This is a genomic window from Streptomyces pyxinicus, from assembly GCF_024753135.1.
Classification (GTDB): domain Bacteria; phylum Actinomycetota; class Actinomycetes; order Streptomycetales; family Streptomycetaceae; genus Streptomyces; species Streptomyces pyxinicus.
This window is the reverse complement of the sequence record NZ_JANUGP010000007.1, coordinates 188,543-206,513: the sequence shown is the minus strand read 5'-3', so window position 1 is coordinate 206,513 and position 17,971 is coordinate 188,543. Positions and strand designations below refer to the sequence as shown.

General features: G+C 72.0%; 18 protein-coding genes and 1 tRNA gene. 12 read left to right on the top strand and 7 right to left on the bottom strand.

Features of this window, described 5'->3' with window-relative positions; genetic code table 11:
- Positions 1 to 4: 4 nt before the first annotated feature.
- Entirely contained in the window at positions 5 to 901 is an 897-nt protein-coding gene (locus NX794_RS12360) for a DMT family transporter (protein ID WP_258778506.1), read from the bottom strand.
- A gap of 358 nt (positions 902 to 1,259) precedes the next feature.
- Between NX794_RS12360 and NX794_RS12355 the strand changes: the two genes are divergently transcribed.
- From NX794_RS12355 to NX794_RS12345, 3 genes are all read left to right on the top strand, one after another.
- Complete coding sequence (locus NX794_RS12355; RefSeq protein ID WP_258778505.1) at positions 1,260 to 2,333, top strand: hypothetical protein; 1,074 nt, start codon at positions 1,260 to 1,262, stop codon at positions 2,331 to 2,333.
- A 231-nt stretch (positions 2,334 to 2,564) separates the two neighbouring features.
- Positions 2,565 to 3,254 (top strand): molybdopterin-dependent oxidoreductase, encoded by a 690-nt coding sequence (locus NX794_RS12350; RefSeq protein WP_258778606.1) that lies wholly within the window; start codon positions 2,565 to 2,567, stop codon positions 3,252 to 3,254.
- Positions 3,238 to 3,864 (top strand): cytochrome b/b6 domain-containing protein, encoded by a 627-nt coding sequence (locus NX794_RS12345; RefSeq protein WP_258778504.1) that lies wholly within the window; start codon positions 3,238 to 3,240, stop codon positions 3,862 to 3,864. The genes NX794_RS12350 and NX794_RS12345 overlap by 17 nt, the downstream gene beginning before the upstream one ends.
- 49 nt (positions 3,865 to 3,913) lie before the next feature.
- On the opposite strand, the gene NX794_RS12340 is transcribed toward NX794_RS12345, so the two are convergent.
- Entirely contained in the window at positions 3,914 to 5,311 is a 1,398-nt protein-coding gene (locus NX794_RS12340) for a GntP family permease (protein WP_258778503.1), read from the bottom strand.
- A gap of 82 nt (positions 5,312 to 5,393) precedes the next feature.
- On the bottom strand, positions 5,394 to 5,912 hold the full coding sequence (locus NX794_RS12335; protein ID WP_258778502.1) for a gluconokinase: 519 nt from the start codon (positions 5,910 to 5,912) through the stop codon (positions 5,394 to 5,396).
- 140 nt (positions 5,913 to 6,052) lie between these two features.
- Here NX794_RS12335 and NX794_RS12330 point away from each other — a divergent pair, with 140 nt between their 5' ends.
- Positions 6,053 to 6,754 carry a FadR/GntR family transcriptional regulator gene (locus NX794_RS12330; RefSeq protein ID WP_258778501.1) on the top strand — a complete coding sequence of 234 codons (702 nt, stop codon included), beginning with the start codon at positions 6,053 to 6,055 and terminating at the stop codon, positions 6,752 to 6,754.
- A gap of 65 nt (positions 6,755 to 6,819) precedes the next feature.
- On the opposite strand, the gene NX794_RS12325 is transcribed toward NX794_RS12330, so the two are convergent.
- Positions 6,820 to 7,194 carry a YchJ family protein gene (locus NX794_RS12325; RefSeq protein WP_258778500.1) on the bottom strand — a complete coding sequence of 125 codons (375 nt, stop codon included), beginning with the start codon at positions 7,192 to 7,194 and terminating at the stop codon, positions 6,820 to 6,822.
- A gap of 118 nt (positions 7,195 to 7,312) precedes the next feature.
- Here NX794_RS12325 and NX794_RS12320 point away from each other — a divergent pair, with 118 nt between their 5' ends.
- The gene (locus NX794_RS12320) at positions 7,313 to 7,624 is read left to right on the top strand and encodes a DUF1876 domain-containing protein (protein ID WP_258778499.1); all 312 of its coding nucleotides are present in this window, start codon (positions 7,313 to 7,315) and stop codon (positions 7,622 to 7,624) included.
- 25 nt (positions 7,625 to 7,649) lie between these two features.
- On the opposite strand, the gene NX794_RS12315 is transcribed toward NX794_RS12320, so the two are convergent.
- On the bottom strand, positions 7,650 to 7,865 hold the full coding sequence (locus tag NX794_RS12315; RefSeq protein ID WP_258778498.1) for a superinfection immunity protein: 216 nt from the start codon (positions 7,863 to 7,865) through the stop codon (positions 7,650 to 7,652).
- Between the two features lie 214 nt (positions 7,866 to 8,079).
- On the opposite strand from NX794_RS12315, the gene NX794_RS12310 reads away from it, so the two are divergent.
- The 3 genes from NX794_RS12310 to NX794_RS12300 all read left to right on the top strand — a co-directional run bounded on the left by NX794_RS12310 (position 8,080) and on the right by NX794_RS12300 (position 12,621).
- Positions 8,080 to 8,769 carry a response regulator transcription factor gene (locus NX794_RS12310; protein ID WP_258778605.1) on the top strand — a complete coding sequence of 230 codons (690 nt, stop codon included), beginning with the start codon at positions 8,080 to 8,082 and terminating at the stop codon, positions 8,767 to 8,769.
- Positions 8,762 to 10,555 (top strand): sensor histidine kinase, encoded by a 1,794-nt coding sequence (locus NX794_RS12305; RefSeq protein ID WP_309505985.1) that lies wholly within the window; start codon positions 8,762 to 8,764, stop codon positions 10,553 to 10,555. Before NX794_RS12310 ends, NX794_RS12305 begins: the two co-directional genes overlap by 8 nt.
- A gap of 86 nt (positions 10,556 to 10,641) precedes the next feature.
- A complete protein-coding gene (locus NX794_RS12300; RefSeq protein WP_258778497.1) occupies positions 10,642 to 12,621 on the top strand; it encodes a protein-arginine deiminase domain-containing protein in 1,980 nt (659 codons plus the stop codon).
- A gap of 1,311 nt (positions 12,622 to 13,932) precedes the next feature.
- On the opposite strand, the gene NX794_RS12295 is transcribed toward NX794_RS12300, so the two are convergent.
- Positions 13,933 to 14,020 (bottom strand) — tRNA-Leu (locus tag NX794_RS12295).
- Positions 14,021 to 14,285: 265 nt separating this feature from the next.
- On the opposite strand from NX794_RS12295, the gene NX794_RS12290 reads away from it, so the two are divergent.
- The 3 genes from NX794_RS12290 to NX794_RS35885 all read left to right on the top strand — a co-directional run bounded on the left by NX794_RS12290 (position 14,286) and on the right by NX794_RS35885 (position 16,947).
- Positions 14,286 to 15,611 carry a M20/M25/M40 family metallo-hydrolase gene (locus tag NX794_RS12290; RefSeq protein ID WP_258778496.1) on the top strand — a complete coding sequence of 442 codons (1,326 nt, stop codon included), beginning with the start codon at positions 14,286 to 14,288 and terminating at the stop codon, positions 15,609 to 15,611.
- Positions 15,612 to 15,758: 147 nt separating this feature from the next.
- Entirely contained in the window at positions 15,759 to 15,992 is a 234-nt protein-coding gene (gene chpH, locus NX794_RS12285; RefSeq protein WP_258778495.1) for a chaplin ChpH, read from the top strand.
- A 136-nt stretch (positions 15,993 to 16,128) separates the two neighbouring features.
- Positions 16,129 to 16,947 carry a chaplin gene (locus NX794_RS35885; RefSeq protein ID WP_309505982.1) on the top strand — a complete coding sequence of 273 codons (819 nt, stop codon included), beginning with the start codon at positions 16,129 to 16,131 and terminating at the stop codon, positions 16,945 to 16,947.
- A 68-nt stretch (positions 16,948 to 17,015) separates the two neighbouring features.
- On the opposite strand, the gene NX794_RS12270 is transcribed toward NX794_RS35885, so the two are convergent.
- On the bottom strand, positions 17,016 to 17,204 hold the full coding sequence (locus tag NX794_RS12270) for a DUF5703 family protein (RefSeq protein WP_005485166.1): 189 nt from the start codon (positions 17,202 to 17,204) through the stop codon (positions 17,016 to 17,018).
- Positions 17,205 to 17,251: 47 nt separating this feature from the next.
- Between NX794_RS12270 and NX794_RS12265 the strand changes: the two genes are divergently transcribed.
- A complete protein-coding gene (locus NX794_RS12265; RefSeq protein WP_258778489.1) occupies positions 17,252 to 17,971 on the top strand; it encodes a hypothetical protein in 720 nt (239 codons plus the stop codon).

Below are 17,971 nucleotides of genomic sequence, written 5' to 3'. Positions count from 1 at the left end.
GGGCTCAGCGGCGTTGCAGGTCCCGGGCCGGGGGCTCGGACTCCGCGCCGCCGCAGGGCATCGCCGGGTGCATCCCGAGCAGCACGATGCCCGCGACCACGGCCGCGAGTCCGGCCGCCTCCCAGGCCAGCGCCCCGGTGTCGGTGCGCAGCCGGTCGCCGAGGAAACCCACCCCGCACAGGATCCCGGCGAGCGGCTCGGCGGCGGTGAGCGCGGGCAGCGACATGCGCAGCGGCGCCGTCTCGAACGCGCTCTGCACCAGGACCAGACCGGTGACCCCGCAGGCCAGCACGCCGTACGGCTGCCAGCTGGTCAGCAGCCCGGTGAGCCCGTCGGCGCCGAAGAGCGTGCCGCTCACCCGGGTCAGCGCGTCCTGCACGCCGTAGAGCAGCCCGGCGGCGGTGGCCAGCAGGACCGGGCCCCAGCTCAGCCGGGAACGCTTGCCGTACGCCGTGAGCAGCAGCGCCACCCCCACCATCGCGCCGACGATCAGCCAGTGCCGCAGCGGGTCGGCGACGGCGCTGCCCCCGCGCGGCTCACCCGCCAGGATGAACGCGCTCACCCCGCCCGCGAGCAGCAGCAGACCGGCCCAGCCCTGACGGCCGAGCGGCTGTCTGGTCCGATACCGCGACAGGGCCAGCGCGAACAGCAGGTTGGTCGCCAGCAGCGGTTCGACCAGGGAGATCTCCCCCTTGCCGAGGGCGATCGCGCCGAGCACCATGCCGGCGATCATCAGCCCGAGGCCGCCCAGCCAGCGCGGCACGCGCATCAGGTCGAGCAGCAGCCGGAAGGACAGGAAGTCGCTCAGCGGCGCCCGCTGCGCGGCGTCCTGCTGGAGCACGAACCCGAAGCCCAGACAGCAGGCCGCGCTGACGGCGAGAAGGAGAACCAGAACGGACACGCTGCGTACCTCGATCATCCGGCCGGACCACGGACGCGCAGTGGCCGACTGTAGTGCTCCGGGGACGGCATTGACCCGGAGAGTACCCGGAACCGGCCGGTTGTCCCGGTCACGCCGCCACCGGGCGGCCGGCCGGGGGACCGTCCCGCCATGGTGGGTGCCCGGTGCGTCCCCCGCCATGGCGTACGCCACAGGGCCCGCCGGAGAGGTGCCCGGGCCGACCTGGAGTCACCTCAAGTGCCGCTTCCTCCAAGGCAGTTGAATCCAGTAACATCACCGTTCCGCTTGACGCGACCCTTGGCTCAGGGTTGGCTGTGCGTGATCGGTCGATGACAGCCCGAAAACAGGAAGACCCGCGGTGACCTCACTCCCGCCTCTGCTCGGCGCGCGCCGCGCCCCCGCGGAACGACCCGGCGGCACCACCCCGCACGACCCGGAGGCCCTGGACGACACGTCCGGCGAAGCCCCCGGCGACGTGCGCGAGGGCATCGCCGACAACGCCGCAGGCGACGTCCTCGACGACGCTCTGGACGACACCGAACTGCGCGCCGCCCGCAGCGCGTTGGCCCAGGGCAGACACCAGGCCGCCCGCTCCCTGCTGCTCCGTACGGGTGACGACTGGGACCGCCGCGGCCACCGGCTCACGGTCCTCGCCGCCCGGCCCCACGCCGCCGCCCGGGCCCGGCAGTGGTCAGCCGCCGAGCCCGAATCCGCCGACGCCGCCGCCCTGTACGCCCTCGCCCAGGTACGGCGCGCCCTGCACGGCGAGGAGGATCCGGACCTCGCCCGGGCGGCCTGCGCCACGGCGGCCGCTCGCGCCCCCGCCGACCCCACCCCCTGGCTCGGCCTGCTCCAGCTCGCCCGGGACCTCGGCACCGACCAGGAGGTGCTCGGCGTCTTCGCCGAGGTGCGCCACCGCCACCCCGAGCACCATCACGCCCACCATCTGCTGGTCGCCCGGCTCGCCGAGCGCCCCGCCGGCCGCCGTCCCGAGTCCCACGAGGTGTACGACCTCGCCGAGCTGGCCGCCGCCCGCGCCCCCGCCGACTCCCCGCTGGCCGTCCTGCCGGTCGTCGCCTACGCCGAGCGCCACCGCGTCCTCGCCGCCGCCGGCCTCGCCCCCGCGGACCCGGCCGCCGGCGGCCACTGGACCGGCCCCCGCGCCCGCCGGATGCTGCGCGCCGCCTTCGACTGGTGGCTGGAGTGGGAGCACGACGACCACCCCCGACGCCACCTCGACCTCAACCACCTCGCCTTCGCCCTGTGCCGCGCGGGCCGCCACGCCGAGGCCGCCGCCCTCTTCCGGCGCATCGGCGAACACGTCACCCCGGCACCCTGGTCGTACACGCACGACGACCCGCCGGCCGCCTTCCGCGCCGCCCGCGCCCGCGCGCTGGGGGAGGAGTGCCCCACGAGATCCGGCGGCGAGTGATGACGGAAGTCTTACCGCGCGCCCCATTTCCTGGCCCCGCCAGCTCCCGGGTGCTCGAATGGGACCGTGAACGCTGAACGACCCGAGGACCCGGGACAGTCCGAGGACCCGGAGCGACCCAAGGAACCGGAGCGACCCAAGGAACCGGAGCGACCCAAGGAACCGGAACGATCCGACGACCCGGAGCGACCCAAGGAACCGGAACGATCCGAGGACCCGGGAGGCCGCCCGATCGGCCGCCGTGTCTTCCTCGGCACCCTCGGCCTCGGCGCGCTCGGCCTGGTCACCGCGCCCGTGGTCCAGCGCGGCCTCGAAGGCTTCCTGGGCGCGGTCGCCGGCGAGGACCCCACGGGCCTGACCGGACTGCTGCCCAACGGCGGCGGCTTCCGCTACTACTCGGTCGCCGCCTCCGTCCCGCACCGCACCGCCGCCGACTACCGTCTCACCGTGGACGGCCTGGTCGACCGCCCGCGCGGCTACGGCCTCGCCGACCTGCGCGCCCTGCGGCAGACCCGGCTGGTCCGGGACGTCCAGTGCGTCACCGGCTGGCGGGTGCCCGGCACCCCCTTCGAGGGCGTCCGCCTCGCCGACCTGCTCGACGCCGCCGGGGTCCGCTCCTCCGCGAAGGCCGTCCGCTTCACCTGCTTCGACGGCACCTACAGCGAGAGCCTCACCCTGGAGCAGGCCCGGCGCCCGGACGTCCTGGTCGCCCTGCGCATGCAGGACAAGGACATCGGCCACGACCACGGCGGCCCGGTCCGCCTCTACGTCGCCCCCATGTACTTCTACAAGTCCGCGAAATGGCTGTCCGGCATCACCGTCACCGACCGGGTGCGGCCCGGCTACTGGGAGAACCTGGGCTACGACGTCGACGCCTGGGTCGGCCGCTCGAACGGACGGTCCGATGACCCCACCGGCTGAGACCCCGGCCCCGCCGGACGCCCGGATCCGCCGGTTCAGCCCGGCCGAACGGTGGGTGCACCGGCTGACGGCCGCGCTGATGGGCGTCTGCGTGCTGACGGCGGCCGTCCTCTACATCCCGCAGCTCGCGGTCCTGGTCGGCCGCCGGGACCTGGTCGTCCGGGTCCACGAACTGGCCGGCGTCGCTCTGCCGGTGCCGGTGCTGCTGGGCCTGGCCTCCCGCGCCTTCCGGGCCGATCTGCGTTTCCTCAACCGCTTCGGCCCGCACGACCGGCTCTGGCTGCGCGCCGCACTGGTCCGCGACAAGCGCCGTTCCTCGCGCCCCGCGGGCAAGTTCAACGCCGGGCAGAAGGTCTACGCCGCCTGGATCGCCGGCGCGAGCCTGGTGATGCTGGGCACGGGCCTGCTGATGTGGTTCACCCACCTGACCCCGCTGGTGTGGCGCACCTCGGCCACCTTCGTCCACGACTGGCTGGCCCTCACCATCGGCGTCGTCCTGGCCGGCCACATCGGCATGGCCCTGGCCGACCCGGAGTCCCGCAGGGGCCTGCGCACGGGGACGGTGTCGCGACAGTGGGCGAAGCGGGAACACCCCCTGTGGCGCCCCTAGGGAAGCCCTCCCCAGGGGCGCCGCGGGCGTCGTACGTGCCCTCGCCCCGCTAGATCACCAGCGACAGCAGCAGCACCAGACCGCCGGCGACCACCGAGATGATCGTCTCCATCACCGACCAGGTCTTCACGGTCTGCCCGACACTCAGCCCGAAGTACTCCTTCACCAACCAGAAACCGGCGTCGTTGACATGGCTGAAGAAGAGCGAGCCGGCGCCGATGGCGAGGACCAGCAGGGCGGTATGGGTGGTCGACATGTCGGCCGCGAGCGGGGCCACCAGACCGGCCGCCGAGACAGTCGCCACCGTCGCCGAACCGGTCGCCAGCCGGATCGCCACCGCGATCAGCCAGGCCAGCAGCAGCGCGGGGATCGACCAGTCCTTGGAGATGTCCAGGATCATCCGGCCCACACCGGAGTCGATCAGCGTCTGCTTGAAACCGCCGCCCGCACCGACGATCAGCAGGATGCCGGCGATCGGCATCAGGCCCTTCTCGACGGTCTGCTGCAACCGGTCCCGGGTGAATCCGGCGGGCCGGCCCAGTGTGAAGAAGCCGACCAGGACCGCCGCGAGCAGCGCGATCAGCGGGGAGCCGATCACGTCGAAGACCCGCTGCGTGGAGTTCGCGGGGTCGTCCACGACGATGTCCACCAGGGCCTTCGCCAGCATCAGCACCACCGGCAGCAGCATCGTGGCGAGCGTCGCGCCGAAGCGCGGGCGGCGCTCCAGCTGCTCCGAGGCACGCTGCGGCACCATCCGGTCCGGCGCCGGGACGTCCACCCAGCGGGCGGCGACCTTGGAGAACAGCGGACCGGCGATGATCACCGTCGGGATGGCGACCAGGATGCCGAGCGCGAGCGTCACGCCCAGGTTGGCGTGCACCGCGTCGATCGCGACCAGCGGGCCGGGGTGCGGCGGGATCAGGCCGTGCATCACGGACAGTCCGGCCAGCGCCGGGATGCCGATGCGCATCACGGAGTAGTTGCCGCGCTTGGCGACCATGAGCACCACCGGGATCAGCAGCACGATGCCGACCTCGAAGAACAGCGGCAGACCGATCACGGAGGCGATCAGCACCATCGCCCAGGGCATGGTGCGCCCGCTCGCCTTCGCCAGGATCGTGTCCACGATCTCGTCGGCGCCCCCGGAGTCGGCGAGCAGCTTGCCCAGGATCGCCCCGAGCGCGATCAGGACGCCGACGCCGGCCACCGTGGCGCCGAGCCCGGTGGTGAAGCTGGTGATGACCTTGTCCAGCGGGGCGCCGGCGACCGCGCCGAGCACCAGGGAGCCGATGGTCAGGGCCAGGAAGGCATGGAGCTTGAACTTCGTGATGAGCAGGACGATCACGGCGATGCCCACCAGGACGGCGATGCCCAGCTGGGCGTGTCCGGCGGAGGTGATCGGCGGAGGCGCGTCCGCTGCCAGCATCTCGACGCTGAGTCTGGTCACGGGGGTTCCCTTGCGGTTACGGGGGACGGGGGTGCGGGCCACCCGGATGCGGTGTTATCCGGGTGCGGTGCTACACGGGGTGCTACACGGATGCGGAGGGAAGCGCGTCCAGCGCCCGGACGGCGCGTTCGGTGATCTCCTCGGGGCTGCCGGCGACGTCCACGGCGACTCCCGCCTCGTCCGCCGCCAGCGGCTGGAGCGTGGCGAACTGGGAGTCCAGCAGCGCGGTCGGCATGAAGTGCCCCTGCCGCTGCCGCATCCGGTCCCCGATCAGCTTCCGGTCACCGGTCAGGTGCACGAACACCACACCGGGGGCGACCGACCTGAGCCGGTCGCGGTAGGCCCGCTTCAGCGCCGAGCTGCTGACCACCCCGCCGAGCCCGGCCCGCCCGTGCGCCCAGTGTCCGATGGCGTCGAGCCATGGCCAGCGGTCGCTGTCGTCGAGCGGGACACCGGCCGACATCTTGTCGATGTTGGCCCGCGGATGGAAGTCGTCGCCCTCGGCGTACGGGACGCCCAGTCGCGCGGCGAGCAAGGGACCGATCGTGGTCTTGCCCGTCCCCGCGACGCCCATCACGACGACGACCTGGGGGGTACGCATCTCTGCCTCGCTGTCTTCCTCGACATCCGACGCCACGGCGGCGTCGCCACACTGAAACCCATTAGGTACGACGAATTCAAGAGTCTGTGACATATAAGTCTGACTTTTTGGCTCTGTGATCCAGGCCGTACGCTGAGTGCATGAGCACACCGGGCCGAGGGCTGCACGGACGCGTACTGGACACCCTCGGACCCGCGATCACAGCGGGCGAGTACCCTCCCGGCAGCGTTCTGCGCACCGACGAACTCGCCCAGCACTTCGAGGTGTCACGCTCCGTGATGCGTGAGGCGGTCCGGGTCCTCGAATCCATGCACCTGGTCGAATCCCGCCGCCGCGTCGGCGTCACCGTCCGCCCCAAGGCCGAGTGGAACGTCTACGACCCGCAGGTCATCCGCTGGCGCCTGGCCGGCGCCGACCGCCCCCACCAGCTGCGCTCCCTGACCGTGCTGCGCTCCGCCGTCGAACCGGTCGCCGCGGGACTCGCCGCCCGGAACGCCACCGCCGACCAGTGCGCCGAACTCACCGAGTGCGCGCTCGGCATGGTCGCCAACTCGCGCGGCCACCGGCTGGACAAGTACCTGGTCCACGACATGGCCTTCCACCGGGTCATCCTCACCGCCTCGGGCAACGAGATGTTCGCCCGCCTCGGCGACGTCGTCGCGGAGGTCCTGGCCGGCCGCACCCACCACGAGGTCATGTTCGAGGACCCCGACCCCGCCGCCGTCACCCTGCACGTCCGGGTCGCCGAGGCCGTCCGCGCCCGCGACGCGGCCCGTGCCGAGGAACTGACCCGGGAGATCACCACGGGCGCCCTCCAGGAACTCGACATCCTGGCACCGTGACAGGGGTCTGAGGGGTCTGAAGACCGACGCACCTCAGTCCAGAAGACCGACGCACCTCAGCCCCGTCAGTCCAGGAAGTCCCCGTCCACGTACACCCACGCCCCGCCCACCCGCTCGAACCGGCTGCGCTCCACCAGCTCACCACCCCGGTACGAGGCCCGGAACGTCACCGTGCCCGCCGCGTGGAACGCCGAACCGTCCGCGCTCTCCAGGATCTCCAGCCCCGTCCACCGCGTGCCGGGGTCCAGCTCCAGCCGCTCCGGCCGGGTCCGCGGATGCCAGGTCCGCAGCAGATACCCGGCGTCCCCCTTCACGAACGCGCAGTACCGCGACCGCATCAACAGCTCGGCGCTCGGCGCGCTCGCCGCGCCCGAGTGGAACCGGCCGCAGCAGGCGTCGTAGGTCGCAGGGAGTCCGCAGGGGCAGGTACGCGAGGTCATGGGCCCCATTCTGCCCGTGGCAGGACGGGCGCCCGCCGCCGCCCGGGTGCACAGTGGAAGGGCCGTACCGACGCGCCCCGCCGGACGACCCGCGCGACGCCGGGAGGAGAGACGGACGATGACCCGACCCCTGAGCAGCCGTCCGCCGGCCGTCAAGGAATGGCGGCTGAACCTCTACCTGTCCGAGCGCGACCCGGACACCACCGCCCGGATCGTCCTCGACACCGGCGACAACGTCCTGGAGAGCTGCGCCGAGGCCCGCCGCAGCCCCTACGACTCCGACAACCCCGACATCGGCGACGAACTCGCCGCCGGCCGCGCCCTCATCGCCATGGGCCGCACCCTCCTGCGCGCCGCCGCCGGCGACATGAAAGCCACCGGCGCCACCGAGACCGACGGCCCCTCACCGCTGTGGCTCACCCGCGAGTGACCACACCGGGGACGGAGCAGGAGGGCTAGTTCAGTGCCTGCGAGGGCCTGCCGGCGTTCTTCGGCGTGCGAAGCGCCATGTACAGGGCCACGCCCCAGCCGATGATCGATCCGCCCAGGAAGACGTTGATGACCAGAATCAGCCATCGGTCCTTGGCGCCCCGCGTGAAAGCCAGGTACGACGGCAGCAGGTAGAGCAGGGCCAGCACAATCACGACTGCCATGGTCAGCAGGATCTTCACGGTGCGCTCCAAAGACAGCGGACAGACTGGCGCCACCCTACCGGGACGGCGAAGTGCTCAGCCGGGCACGTCACTTCACGCGTGGCCGCCCGCAGGTTCGCCGGGAAATGTGAGGAAGCTGTCAGGCGGACATGAGCGACCGGTCAGCGCGCCCGCTTTCTCTCCTGCCATTCCCGGCAGGCTGCCTATCCTCGTTCGCGTGTGCGCACATGTGATGGTTGCCGAGGACGATGAGAAACAGGCGCGGCTCGCGCGCGTCTACCTGGAGAGCGAGGGGCATCACGTCGTGGTCGTCCCGGACGGCCGGGACGCGCTGGAACACATCCGGCGGACCACGCCCGACCTGCTCGTCCTCGACGTGATGATGCCGCGCGTGGACGGCCTGGACGTGCTCCGCATCCTCCGTTCGTCGAACGAGGACCTGCCCGTCCTCATGCTCACCGCGCGGTCGACCGAGGACGATCTGCTCCTCGGCCTCGACCTCGGCGCCGATGACTACCTCACCAAGCCCTACAGCCCGCGCGAACTCGTCGCCCGCGTGCGGACACTGCTGCGCCGGACGGCACGGCGGCACCAAGCCGGCCCCTCGTCCGTGCTGTCCGTCGGCGCGGTCACCGTCGACCCGGTCCGTCATCTGGTGACCGTGGAAGGGCGGCCGGTCGAGTGCACGCCGGGGGAGTTCCGGCTGCTCGCCGCGCTGGCGGACCAGCCGGAAAGGGTGTTCAGCCGCCAGCAGTTGCTGCAGGAACTGCACGGCATCGACCGGTTCGTCTCCACCCGCACCGTGGACGCGCACGTCGTGAACCTGCGCAAGAAGATCGAGACGTCTCCGGGCCGGCCGTCCCGGCTGCTCACGGTGTACGGCGTCGGCTACAAGCTCACCGCGGGCCTTGACCGTGCGTAGGGGCCGGGACGAGGGCGCCGGAGGCTGGAGGGCCGCCGGCCCGCTGCGGCGCAGGGGCCTGCTCATGCGGATGCTGGCCGTCACGGTGCTGGTCGCCGCCTGCTCGGTCGCCGCCACCGCCTGGATCGCGGTCCGGACGACCTCCGGCGCCATTGACAAGCAACAGGGTCAGGTCCTCGCCGACGACACCCTGCTGCTGGACACCCTGACCGGTTACGCGGCCACCCACCGGACCTGGGACGGCGTACGGCCCGTGATCCGTGACCTCGCCCGGAAGACCCACCGCCGGATCGCCCTCACCACGCAGGGCGGCACCCCCGTGTCGGACAGCGCACCCCGGCCCGGCGGGCTGCCCGGCCGGGCCTGGGCCGTCATCGACCCGCTGTCCGTCAACCGCGCCGATCCCATCGACCCGCGCGCCACCGGCCCGTTCCGGCTCACCGCCGCCGAGGAACGCACGCTGGACGCCTACGCGACCCGCCAGGTCGGCTGCTTGCGCGAGCAGGGGGTGGAGGCCACCGTGGTCACCACGCCGAGCGGACGCCCCGAGGTCCGCACCTTCACCGGCTCGGACGACCAGCGGGCCACGGCCTGCGACGGCTCCCAGCTGGCAGAGCCCACGCCGACCGAGCGGGCCGCACTGCACGATCTCGACGCACGGGTCGCCGAGTGCCTCAAGGACACCGGGCTGAACGGCGTCCAGGTGGCACCGGACTTCACCTGGCGTCTCGTCGCCGCCGAGGCGTCCCCCCGCAGGCAGGGCGCAGAGCGGCGGGTCCCGGCCTGCATCACCCAAGGACGCCGGGCGCTGCTCAAGTCGAGCGTGGCACCGCCGGCCCAGCTCTTCGTCGGTCCCGAAGGCCCGGCCACCCAGAGGTTCCATCTCTCCGGCACCGGCATCGCCCAGGTCGCGGGCGCCGCGGGACTCGTCCTTGCCCTGGCCGTCGGCGTCAGCGTGCTCGCCGCCACCAGGCTGGCCCGGCCGCTGCGGGCGCTGACGGACGCGGCCCAGCGCATGAGAGACGGCGGCAGCGCCCTGGTCCCGGTCACCACCGGCGACGAGATCGGGCAGCTCACGAGGACGTTCAACGACATGGCCGTCCACCGCGACCGCCTGGAGAGACAGCGCCGCGTCATGGTCGGCGACGTGGCGCACGAACTGCGCACCCCGCTGAGCAACATCCGGGGCTGGGTGGAGGCGGCTCAGGACGGCCACGTACCGGCCGACGAAGACCTGCTCGCCTCGCTGCACGAGGAGGCCGTCCTGCTCCAGCACGTCATCGACGACCTGCAGGACCTGGCCGCGGCCGACGCGGGCGAACTGCGCACGCATCCCGAGCAGCTCGACGTGGCCGAGCTGGCGCACCAGGCGGGCTCCGCCTACCGGGCCCGCGCCGAGGCGGCGGGCGTGCGGATCACCGTCGAAGCGTCGCGGGAACACTGGATCGAGGGCGATCCGGTACGGCTCCGGCAGATCGTGGGCAACCTGCTCTCCAACGCGATCCGGCACACTCCGGCCGACGGCTCGGTGGAACTACGGGTCACGGCCGCCGGCGACCTGACGGTGATCGAGGTCGCGGACACCGGGACGGGCATCGCCGCCGAGGACCTGCCCCACGTGTTCGACAGGTTCTGGCGTGCGGAGAAATCCCGTAACCGCACTACCGGCGGCAGCGGACTGGGGCTGGCGATCGTCCGGAAACTGATGGAAGCGCACGGCGGCACCGTCTCGGTCGACAGCACCGTCGGGGCGGGGACGACGTTCACCCTGAGACTCCCCAACTGACCACATGAGGGGCGGCTGGAACTGTGCGGGTCGAGGCCCACAAGATCCTGACAGGACCCGCATAACGCTCTGCCAGCATGCGCCGCATGAGACTTCACACGCGCGGCCTCCTGCTGACCGGCATCATGACCGCCGGGGCTCTGGGGCTGGCCGTCCCCGCCGCGGCCGCCGGCGCGCCCGTCGCCGAACTCCTCACGGACCAGCCGAAGGCCGCCGGACCCGACCTGCTCTTCCTGCCGAACATCGACGACGACGCGGGTGTCTGCCGCTCCCGCGCCCGCACACTGGTCGACCAGGCCGTGGACCGGGAGGACGCCAATGACGAGGCGTTCGACAAGAAGCGCGCGGAGCTGGAGGACGAACCCGACCGCGCGAAAGCCGAAGCGGAATGGGCCGAGCTGATCCGCACCCACCGCTGGGAGCAGAACAAGACCGACCGCGACCTGGCGGCCTGCAACGACGCCGCGGACGACGTGGTCAACGGCAGCGACGACGAAGCCGACCTCAGTCGCTTCCGCACCCGGGCCTGGCCCGAAGCCCCCGCCTCCGCGAGCGCCCGCGTCACCGTCCCCGCACGCGACGCGGACCGGATACGGCTGTTCGTCCACCGGCCCGGCGGTTCCGCACCGCGCGGCTGGGAGGCCGTCGGCCCGGAAACCCGGCTCACCGCACAGGAGCTGCGGCGCGGCGTGGAGTTCGGCGTGGAGGGCCGCGACGTGGTCAGGGACGCCGCCGGGTGGCAGGGCCGTACCAGCGTCACCCTGGCCGTGACCGCGGACGGCACCGGTTCCTCGGCCGTCCTGAAACTGCGTCAGGCCCCCGTGCTGACCCAGCTGAACACCGCTCCCGTCCAGGAGGTGCTGCGGGCCGGAACCGACGACGGCGACACCTACGGGGAGGCGTTCACGAAGGAACTGGACGCCGCGCTGCCCGCCGGCGGAGTGCGCCGTCCCTCCCGTGTCCTCGACACGAAGGGAGACGCCTGGGCCCAGGACATCTTCGAACCGGGCTACGTCTCCGTCCCCGGCCGGGACGGCCGCCCGCACGGCATGCGCGTCCTGATCACCTCGGTCAACGACGACCGGCGCGTCGCCACGCGGACCGCCTTCACCGAACTCGCCGGACACGACGTAGCGGCCGTCCACATCGGCCACGTGCCCGACGTCGACGAGAACAGCAGCTACGACTCGATGGGCAATCTGGAGACGGTACCGCCGAGCCCCGGCAACCCGCACGGCCGCATCGTCATCGGCGGTGACGGGACCGCCCCCGGCAAGAACGGTCCCGCGCCCGAGATGCTCGCCTTCCTGCGGGCCCAGGGCACGCAGGACCCGGTCTCCCTCGACACCTCGTGGCTGACCGTCGGCCACGTCGACGAGTTCGTCCAGTTCCTGCCGGCACCCGGAAGCCGACTGGGCTGGCGCGCCGTGGTCGCCGACCCGCGGGCCGGCCTCGCCCTCCTGCGCGACGTGCGGAAGAAGGGCCACGGCTCGGACCCGCTGCACGGCGGACTGCCCAAGCTGGAGTGGCCGTACGACGGACGGATCGACCAGCGCAGCGTCGACGCCTTCCTCGGCGACGCCCAGTTCACCGGCACCAACGAACGAGCCGCCGAACGCATCGACGCCAACCTCGCCGTACTCAAGGCGAAAACGGGCCTGACGGACGCCGAGATCGTCCGGGTCCCCGCCCTGTACACCGCCCGGTCCCTGGACTACGCCGTTCTGGAGACCGAGATCCGCGGTATGAAGGACGGCCCGGAGAAGGACGCCAAGCAGAAGCAGCTGGCGGCGATGCGGGACGCCGTCGCCGAGATCCCCGGCACCGTCAACGGCCTCGTGCTGAACGGCGGGCACTACGTCGCCCCCAAGCCCTACGGCCCGGTCGTGGACGGCAAGGACGTCTTCGCCGAGGCCATCACCGCCGCCTTCCACGCCACCGGATACCGGGTGAGCTACGTGGACGACCTCATCAGCACACACGTCAGCGAGGGCGAGATCCACTGCGCCACCAACACCCTCCGCGACGTCTCCGGCCCCGAAGCCCGCTGGTGGCGGAAGCACTGAGCGTGCGCGCCCGCACCGGATCCCCGACGGCGTACACCGCCACCCCCGCCAACCCCCCTTGGAGCATTGACGTGAAACACAGGACAAGAACCTCCGCCCGCCTCCGGCACCGCGCGTGCCGGGGTGCCGTGGCCGCCGCCACCGTGCTGGTGGTGTCCGCCGGAGGAGCCGCCCAGGCCGACGCGCCCCGCCACACCGCGGCACACGAGGGCCGTTACGCGGTGGGAGTCGTCGGCTACGACCTCGGCTCGAAGGCCTACACCCTGCCGGGAACCGGCGAACCCGTGGAGATGGCCGCGACCGTCCACTACCCGAAGGCCTCTCACGACGAGGCGCGCCACCCACTGGTCCTCCTGCTCCACGGCCTGCACGAGACGTGCGCCGACCGGCAGGCGGCGACGGCGCGGGACGCGGCCGAGAAGGCCGCCGACTGGGACGCCTACAACGCGGCCGACCGGAAGCTGTACAGCTGGCCGTGCGCACCGGGCATACGGCCGCTCGCCAACAACCGCGGCTACGACTACCTGGCCCGCGACCTGGCGGCGCAGGGCTTCGTCGTGGTGTCCGTGAGCGCCAACGGCATCAACGCCTCGTCCGCCAGCGGCGACGAGAACGCCTCCACCCGCGCCGATCTCCTCAACCGCCACCTTGCCCTGTGGCAGCGACTCGACGCGACCGGCAAGGGCGGACTGAGCGGCCACTTCGTCGACCCCGCCACCGGCAAGCCGGCACATGTCGACTTCCGCCACCGCGTCGACATGAGCCGGGTCGGCACCCTGGGCCACTCACGGGGAGGCGCCGGGGTGACCTGGCAGGCCGCCGACGCCCACAAGAACAAGTGGCCCACGGGTGTGAAGGTCAAGGCGGTGCTGGCCCTGGCGCCCGCCTACAACGTCATGACCGAGGACATGGCCGCCTACCGCATCGACAGCACACCGCTGGCCGTGCTCCGTGGCACCTGCGACGGACAGGTCGGCGAGGAAGTCTTCTCCTTCGCCGACGACGCGACCGCCCACAGCACGGCCGACCACTACGGCTACGCCGTACCCGGCGCCAACCACAACTTCTTCAACACCCGATGGTCGCCGGACAGCGGTGAAGTGGCCGCGTGGGACGACGCGAAGCACTTCCCGGACCGGCCGGGCAGGTGCGGCGACCGCAGCGCCGCCACCCCCTCCGACGCACAGCTCACCGAGCCGCAGGAGCGGAAAGTCCTGCGCGTCTTCGCCGGCGCCTACTTCCGCAAGTACCTGATGGGCGGAACGAGCAACCCGAAAAACAGAAAAACCCCAGATCAACTGGGGTCTCTGCTGGTGTCCGAGGGGGGACTTGAACCCCCACGCCCGATAAAGGGCACTAGCACCTCAAGCTAGCGCGTCTGCCATTCCGCCACCCGGACCAGGTGTCTGTCGTGCGAGTCTTTCCCTCGGCGGGGTTTTCCTCGCGGCGACGAAGGAAACATTACCAGGCTTTCCGGGGTGGCTGATCACCCCCCGTCCCCGGCACCGGCCCGGCGTGAACGGCCTGTGACGGGCCGGGACCCGTCTTGGGCCACGGGCCGGGGCGGAGAGAGGATGAGGAGACCAGCGGCGGTACGGCCCCGGTACGAGTACGGAAGCGGGGCCGTACCGCGTACGGCACGTAGGACAGCGGAGGGAAGCAGCGTGAGCGACACGGACACGGCCAGGAGCGTCACCGGCGAGGACGAGGTCGTGGACCTCTGCCGCGACCTGATCCGGTTCGACACCAGCAACTACGGCGACCACTCCGGACCCGGCGAGCGCAAGGCCGCCGAGTGGGTCGCCGAGAAGCTCGCCGAGGTCGGGCTCGAACCCGAGATCTTCGAGTCCCACCCCGGCCGCGCCTCCACGGTGGCCCGCATCGAGGGCGAGGACCCGTCCCGGCCCGCGCTGCTCATCCACGGCCACCTGGACGTCGTACCGGCCAACGCCGACGACTGGACCCACCACCCCTTCTCCGGCGAGATCGCCGACGGGTGCGTGTGGGGGCGGGGTGCCGTCGACATGAAGGACATGGACGCCATGACGCTCGCCGTCGTGCGCGACCGGCTGCGCAGCGGGCGCCGGCCCCCGCGCGACATCGTCGTGGCCTTCCTCGCCGACGAGGAGGCGGGCGGCACCTGGGGCGCCCGCCACCTGGTCGACAACCACCCCGGGCTGTTCGAGGGGGTCACCGAGGCGATCAGCGAGGTCGGCGGCTTCTCCTTCACCGTCAGTGAGGAGCGGCGGCTCTACCTGATCCAGACGGCCGAGAAGGGCATGCACTGGATGAAGCTGACCGTGGCCGGCACCGCCGGGCACGGCTCGATGATCCACCGCGACAACGCCATCACCGAGCTGTCCGAGGCCGTCGCCCGGGTCGGCCGGCACAAGTTCCCGGTGCGGGTCACCAAGACCACCCGGGCCTTCCTCGACGAACTGGGCGACGCGCTCGGCACCCCGCTCGACCCCGAGGACATGGAGTCCACACTCGCCCGGCTCGGCGGCATCGCCAAGCTGATCGGCGCGACCCTCAGCAACACCGCCAACCCCACCCAGCTCAACGCCGGCTACAAGGTCAACGTGATCCCGGGCGAGGCCACCGCGCACATCGACGGGCGCTTCCTGCCCGGCCACGAGGAGGAGTTCCTCACTGACCTCGACCGGCTGCTCGGCCCCCATGTGCGCCGCGAGGACGTGCACGCCGACAAGGCCGTCGAGACCACCTTCGACGGCGCCCTCGTCGCGGCCATGCAGTCCGCGCTGCTCGCCGAGGACCCCGCCGCCAAGGCCATCCCCTACATGCTGTCCGGCGGCACCGACGCCAAGTCCTTCGACGACCTCGGCATCCGCGGCTTCGGCTTCGCCCCGCTGAAGCTGCCGCCCGAGCTGGACTTCGCCGGCATGTTCCACGGCGTGGACGAGCGGGTCCCGGTCGACGGGCTCCGGTTCGGCGTGCGGGTCCTGGACCGCTTCATCGACGCGTCCTGACCTGCCGGAGCCGGGTAATCGGGCGTCCGTACGAGACCCACCGGGACGGGTGAATCCGACCATAAGCTCGTAGCTCCATTACTCCCTCCTCGTTACAGCTGACGTGATCCCCGCACCTTGGGATCGCATTGCCAACTAGGAGGAACAATGATCAAGAAGGTCGTCGCCGCCGCGGCTGTCACCGGTGGACTGGTTCTCGCGGGCGCGGGTCTGGCCGTCGCCGACTCCGGCGCCCAGGGTGCCGCCGTCGGTTCCCCCGGCGTCGTCTCCGGCAACGTCGTCCAGGTGCCCGTGCACGTCCCGGTGAACGTGTGCGGCAACACGATCAACGTGATCGGGCTCCTGAACCCCGCCTTCGGCAACACCTGCGTCAACAACTGACGCCGGCTCCCCGAGGGGCGTCTTTTACGAGCCGTCGGCCCCGGAGCGCGCGCCATGCGCTCCGGGGCCGACCGGCCTTTCCGGATCGAAATCCGGACCGAAGGACCGAAGGATCGAAGGCAGGGGGGAACTCAGCATGCGACAGGGCACCCGTAAGGGTCTGATGACCATGGCCGCGGCGACCGGCGTGATCGCCGCCGCGAGCGGCTACGCACACGCCGACTCGGGCGCGGCCGGCAGCGCCGCCGGCTCACCCGGCGTACTGTCCGGCAACACCGTGCAGGCACCGGTGCACGTGCCGGTGAACGTCTGCGGCAACACCGTCGACGTCGTCGGACTGCTCAACCCGGCGGCCGGCAATAAGTGCGCCAACGACTCCGGGAGTCACGGGCACACCGGCGGCTCCGGCTCGGGCTCCGGTGGCGCGCACGCCGGCGGCCACACCGGGGGCTCGCCGGGCGTCGGCTCCGGCAACACCGTGCAGGTGCCGGTCGACGTCCCGGTGAACGTGTGCGGCAACAGCGTCGACGTCATCGGCGTCGGCAACCCCGCCACGGGCAACGACTGCGCCAACGGCGGGCACGGCGGCGGACACCACACCCAGCCGCCCGGCCACGGCCACGGCAACCCGCCGAGCACGCCGGGGCACCCCGGGCATCCGGGTCACCCCGGTCAGCCGAGCAATCCGGGCACCCCGGGCACTCCCGGCAAGCCCGGCACCGGCGGTACCGACACCCCGCCGGCCAAGGGCGGCGGCCACCCGTCAGGCGGTTCATCCCATGGCGGAACGACCCAGGTCAGGGCGGCGGGCGGCGGCTCGGACAGCTCCGTGAGCACCGAGCGGCAGCTCGCCCACACCGGCAGCGAACTGCCGCTGGGCCTCGCGCTGCCGGCCGGCGCGGGCGCGCTGCTCGCGGGCGCGGTGCTGTACCGCAAGGCGCGGGCAGCCGCGTAAGGAGACGGAAGCGGGCCCCGCCGTCTCGGCGGGGCCCGCTTCCGGTCATGCGTCCCGTCCGGCGGGGCTCACCACGTGGCACGCACCTGGCGGATGATCCGCCGCCGCAACCGCACCCTGCGGCTGCCGTCGCGCAGCAGGCTCAGTCGGTCCAACTCCCAGTGTCCGTACTCGGCATGGTCCGTCAGCAGACGTGTGGCGTCCTTGCGGGACACCCCGCGAGGCACATACACGTCGACAAATTCGTATTCCGGCATCGCATCTATTGTGCGGGCTGGTGCCCGGTACGGATAGCGTCTGCACTATGTCTGATGCTGCGCAGCCCACCGCTGCCGAGGTACGCGCCGCCGCCGAGGCGGTCAAGACCGCGCTCGACCGTCATCTCGCGGCGGTCGAACGCAGGTCGGGAGAGGACGACCCGGCCGTCTCCGAGGCCTTCAACGAGCTGGCCGCTGCCGCCGAGGCGTACGACGAGCTGCTCTACGACCGCTACGACGAGGTGACCCCCTTCGAGATCCCGGGTGCCGAGGACGTGCTCCCGCCGTACACGGGCCCCGAGGAGCCGAACGCGATCAGCGTGCTGATCCGCCGCGACTACACCGTGGCCGAACCCCAGCGGCTGCGGGCCCAGGCCCAGCGGGTCGAGGCCGCGGAGGAGTACGAGGAACTGGGCGGCGACGCGGACGGGGCGGCCGGCACGGTCCCCGGCGCGCTCGGCATCCTCTTCGGCGAGTTCGAACCCGACGAAATCGCCTCCCGGCACAAGGAGTTCGGCCTGGAGGAGGGCGACTCCACACTCTGGGTCACCGCGGCGGACGAGGCCCCCGAGGCCGGGGAGTGGCTGGAGGCGCCGTTCGAGCACGCCGACTCGCAGCAGTTGGTGTGCCGGTTCGACGTCAGCGCGGTCTTCGACGACGAGGACGACGACGCCGATCCCGCCGACTCCGACGGGGACGAGGAGGACGACCTCGATTTCGTCGGCGACGAGGACGAGGAACTGGAACCGCTCGACACCGAGAAGTGA

Bases quoted from the DNA above. Each gene is read 5' to 3' on its own strand.
- NX794_RS12345 (WP_258778504.1), top strand. From the start codon at position 3,238: ATGACCCCACCGGCTGAGACCCCGGCCCCGCCGGACGCCCGGATCCGC.
- NX794_RS12335 (WP_258778502.1), bottom strand. From the start codon at position 5,912: ATGCGTACCCCCCAGGTCGTCGTCGTGATGGGCGTCGCGGGGACGGGC.
- NX794_RS12330 (WP_258778501.1), top strand. From the start codon at position 6,053: ATGAGCACACCGGGCCGAGGGCTGCACGGACGCGTACTGGACACCCTC.
- NX794_RS12325 (WP_258778500.1), bottom strand. From the start codon at position 7,194: ATGACCTCGCGTACCTGCCCCTGCGGACTCCCTGCGACCTACGACGCC.
- NX794_RS12320 (WP_258778499.1), top strand. From the start codon at position 7,313: ATGACCCGACCCCTGAGCAGCCGTCCGCCGGCCGTCAAGGAATGGCGG.
- NX794_RS12310 (WP_258778605.1), top strand. From the start codon at position 8,080: ATGGTTGCCGAGGACGATGAGAAACAGGCGCGGCTCGCGCGCGTCTAC.
- NX794_RS12300 (WP_258778497.1), top strand. From the start codon at position 10,642: ATGAGACTTCACACGCGCGGCCTCCTGCTGACCGGCATCATGACCGCC.
- chpH (WP_258778495.1), top strand. From the start codon at position 15,759: ATGATCAAGAAGGTCGTCGCCGCCGCGGCTGTCACCGGTGGACTGGTT.
- NX794_RS35885 (WP_309505982.1), top strand. From the start codon at position 16,129: ATGCGACAGGGCACCCGTAAGGGTCTGATGACCATGGCCGCGGCGACC.
- NX794_RS12270 (WP_005485166.1), bottom strand. From the start codon at position 17,204: ATGCCGGAATACGAATTTGTCGACGTGTATGTGCCTCGCGGGGTGTCC.
- NX794_RS12265 (WP_258778489.1), top strand. From the start codon at position 17,252: ATGTCTGATGCTGCGCAGCCCACCGCTGCCGAGGTACGCGCCGCCGCC.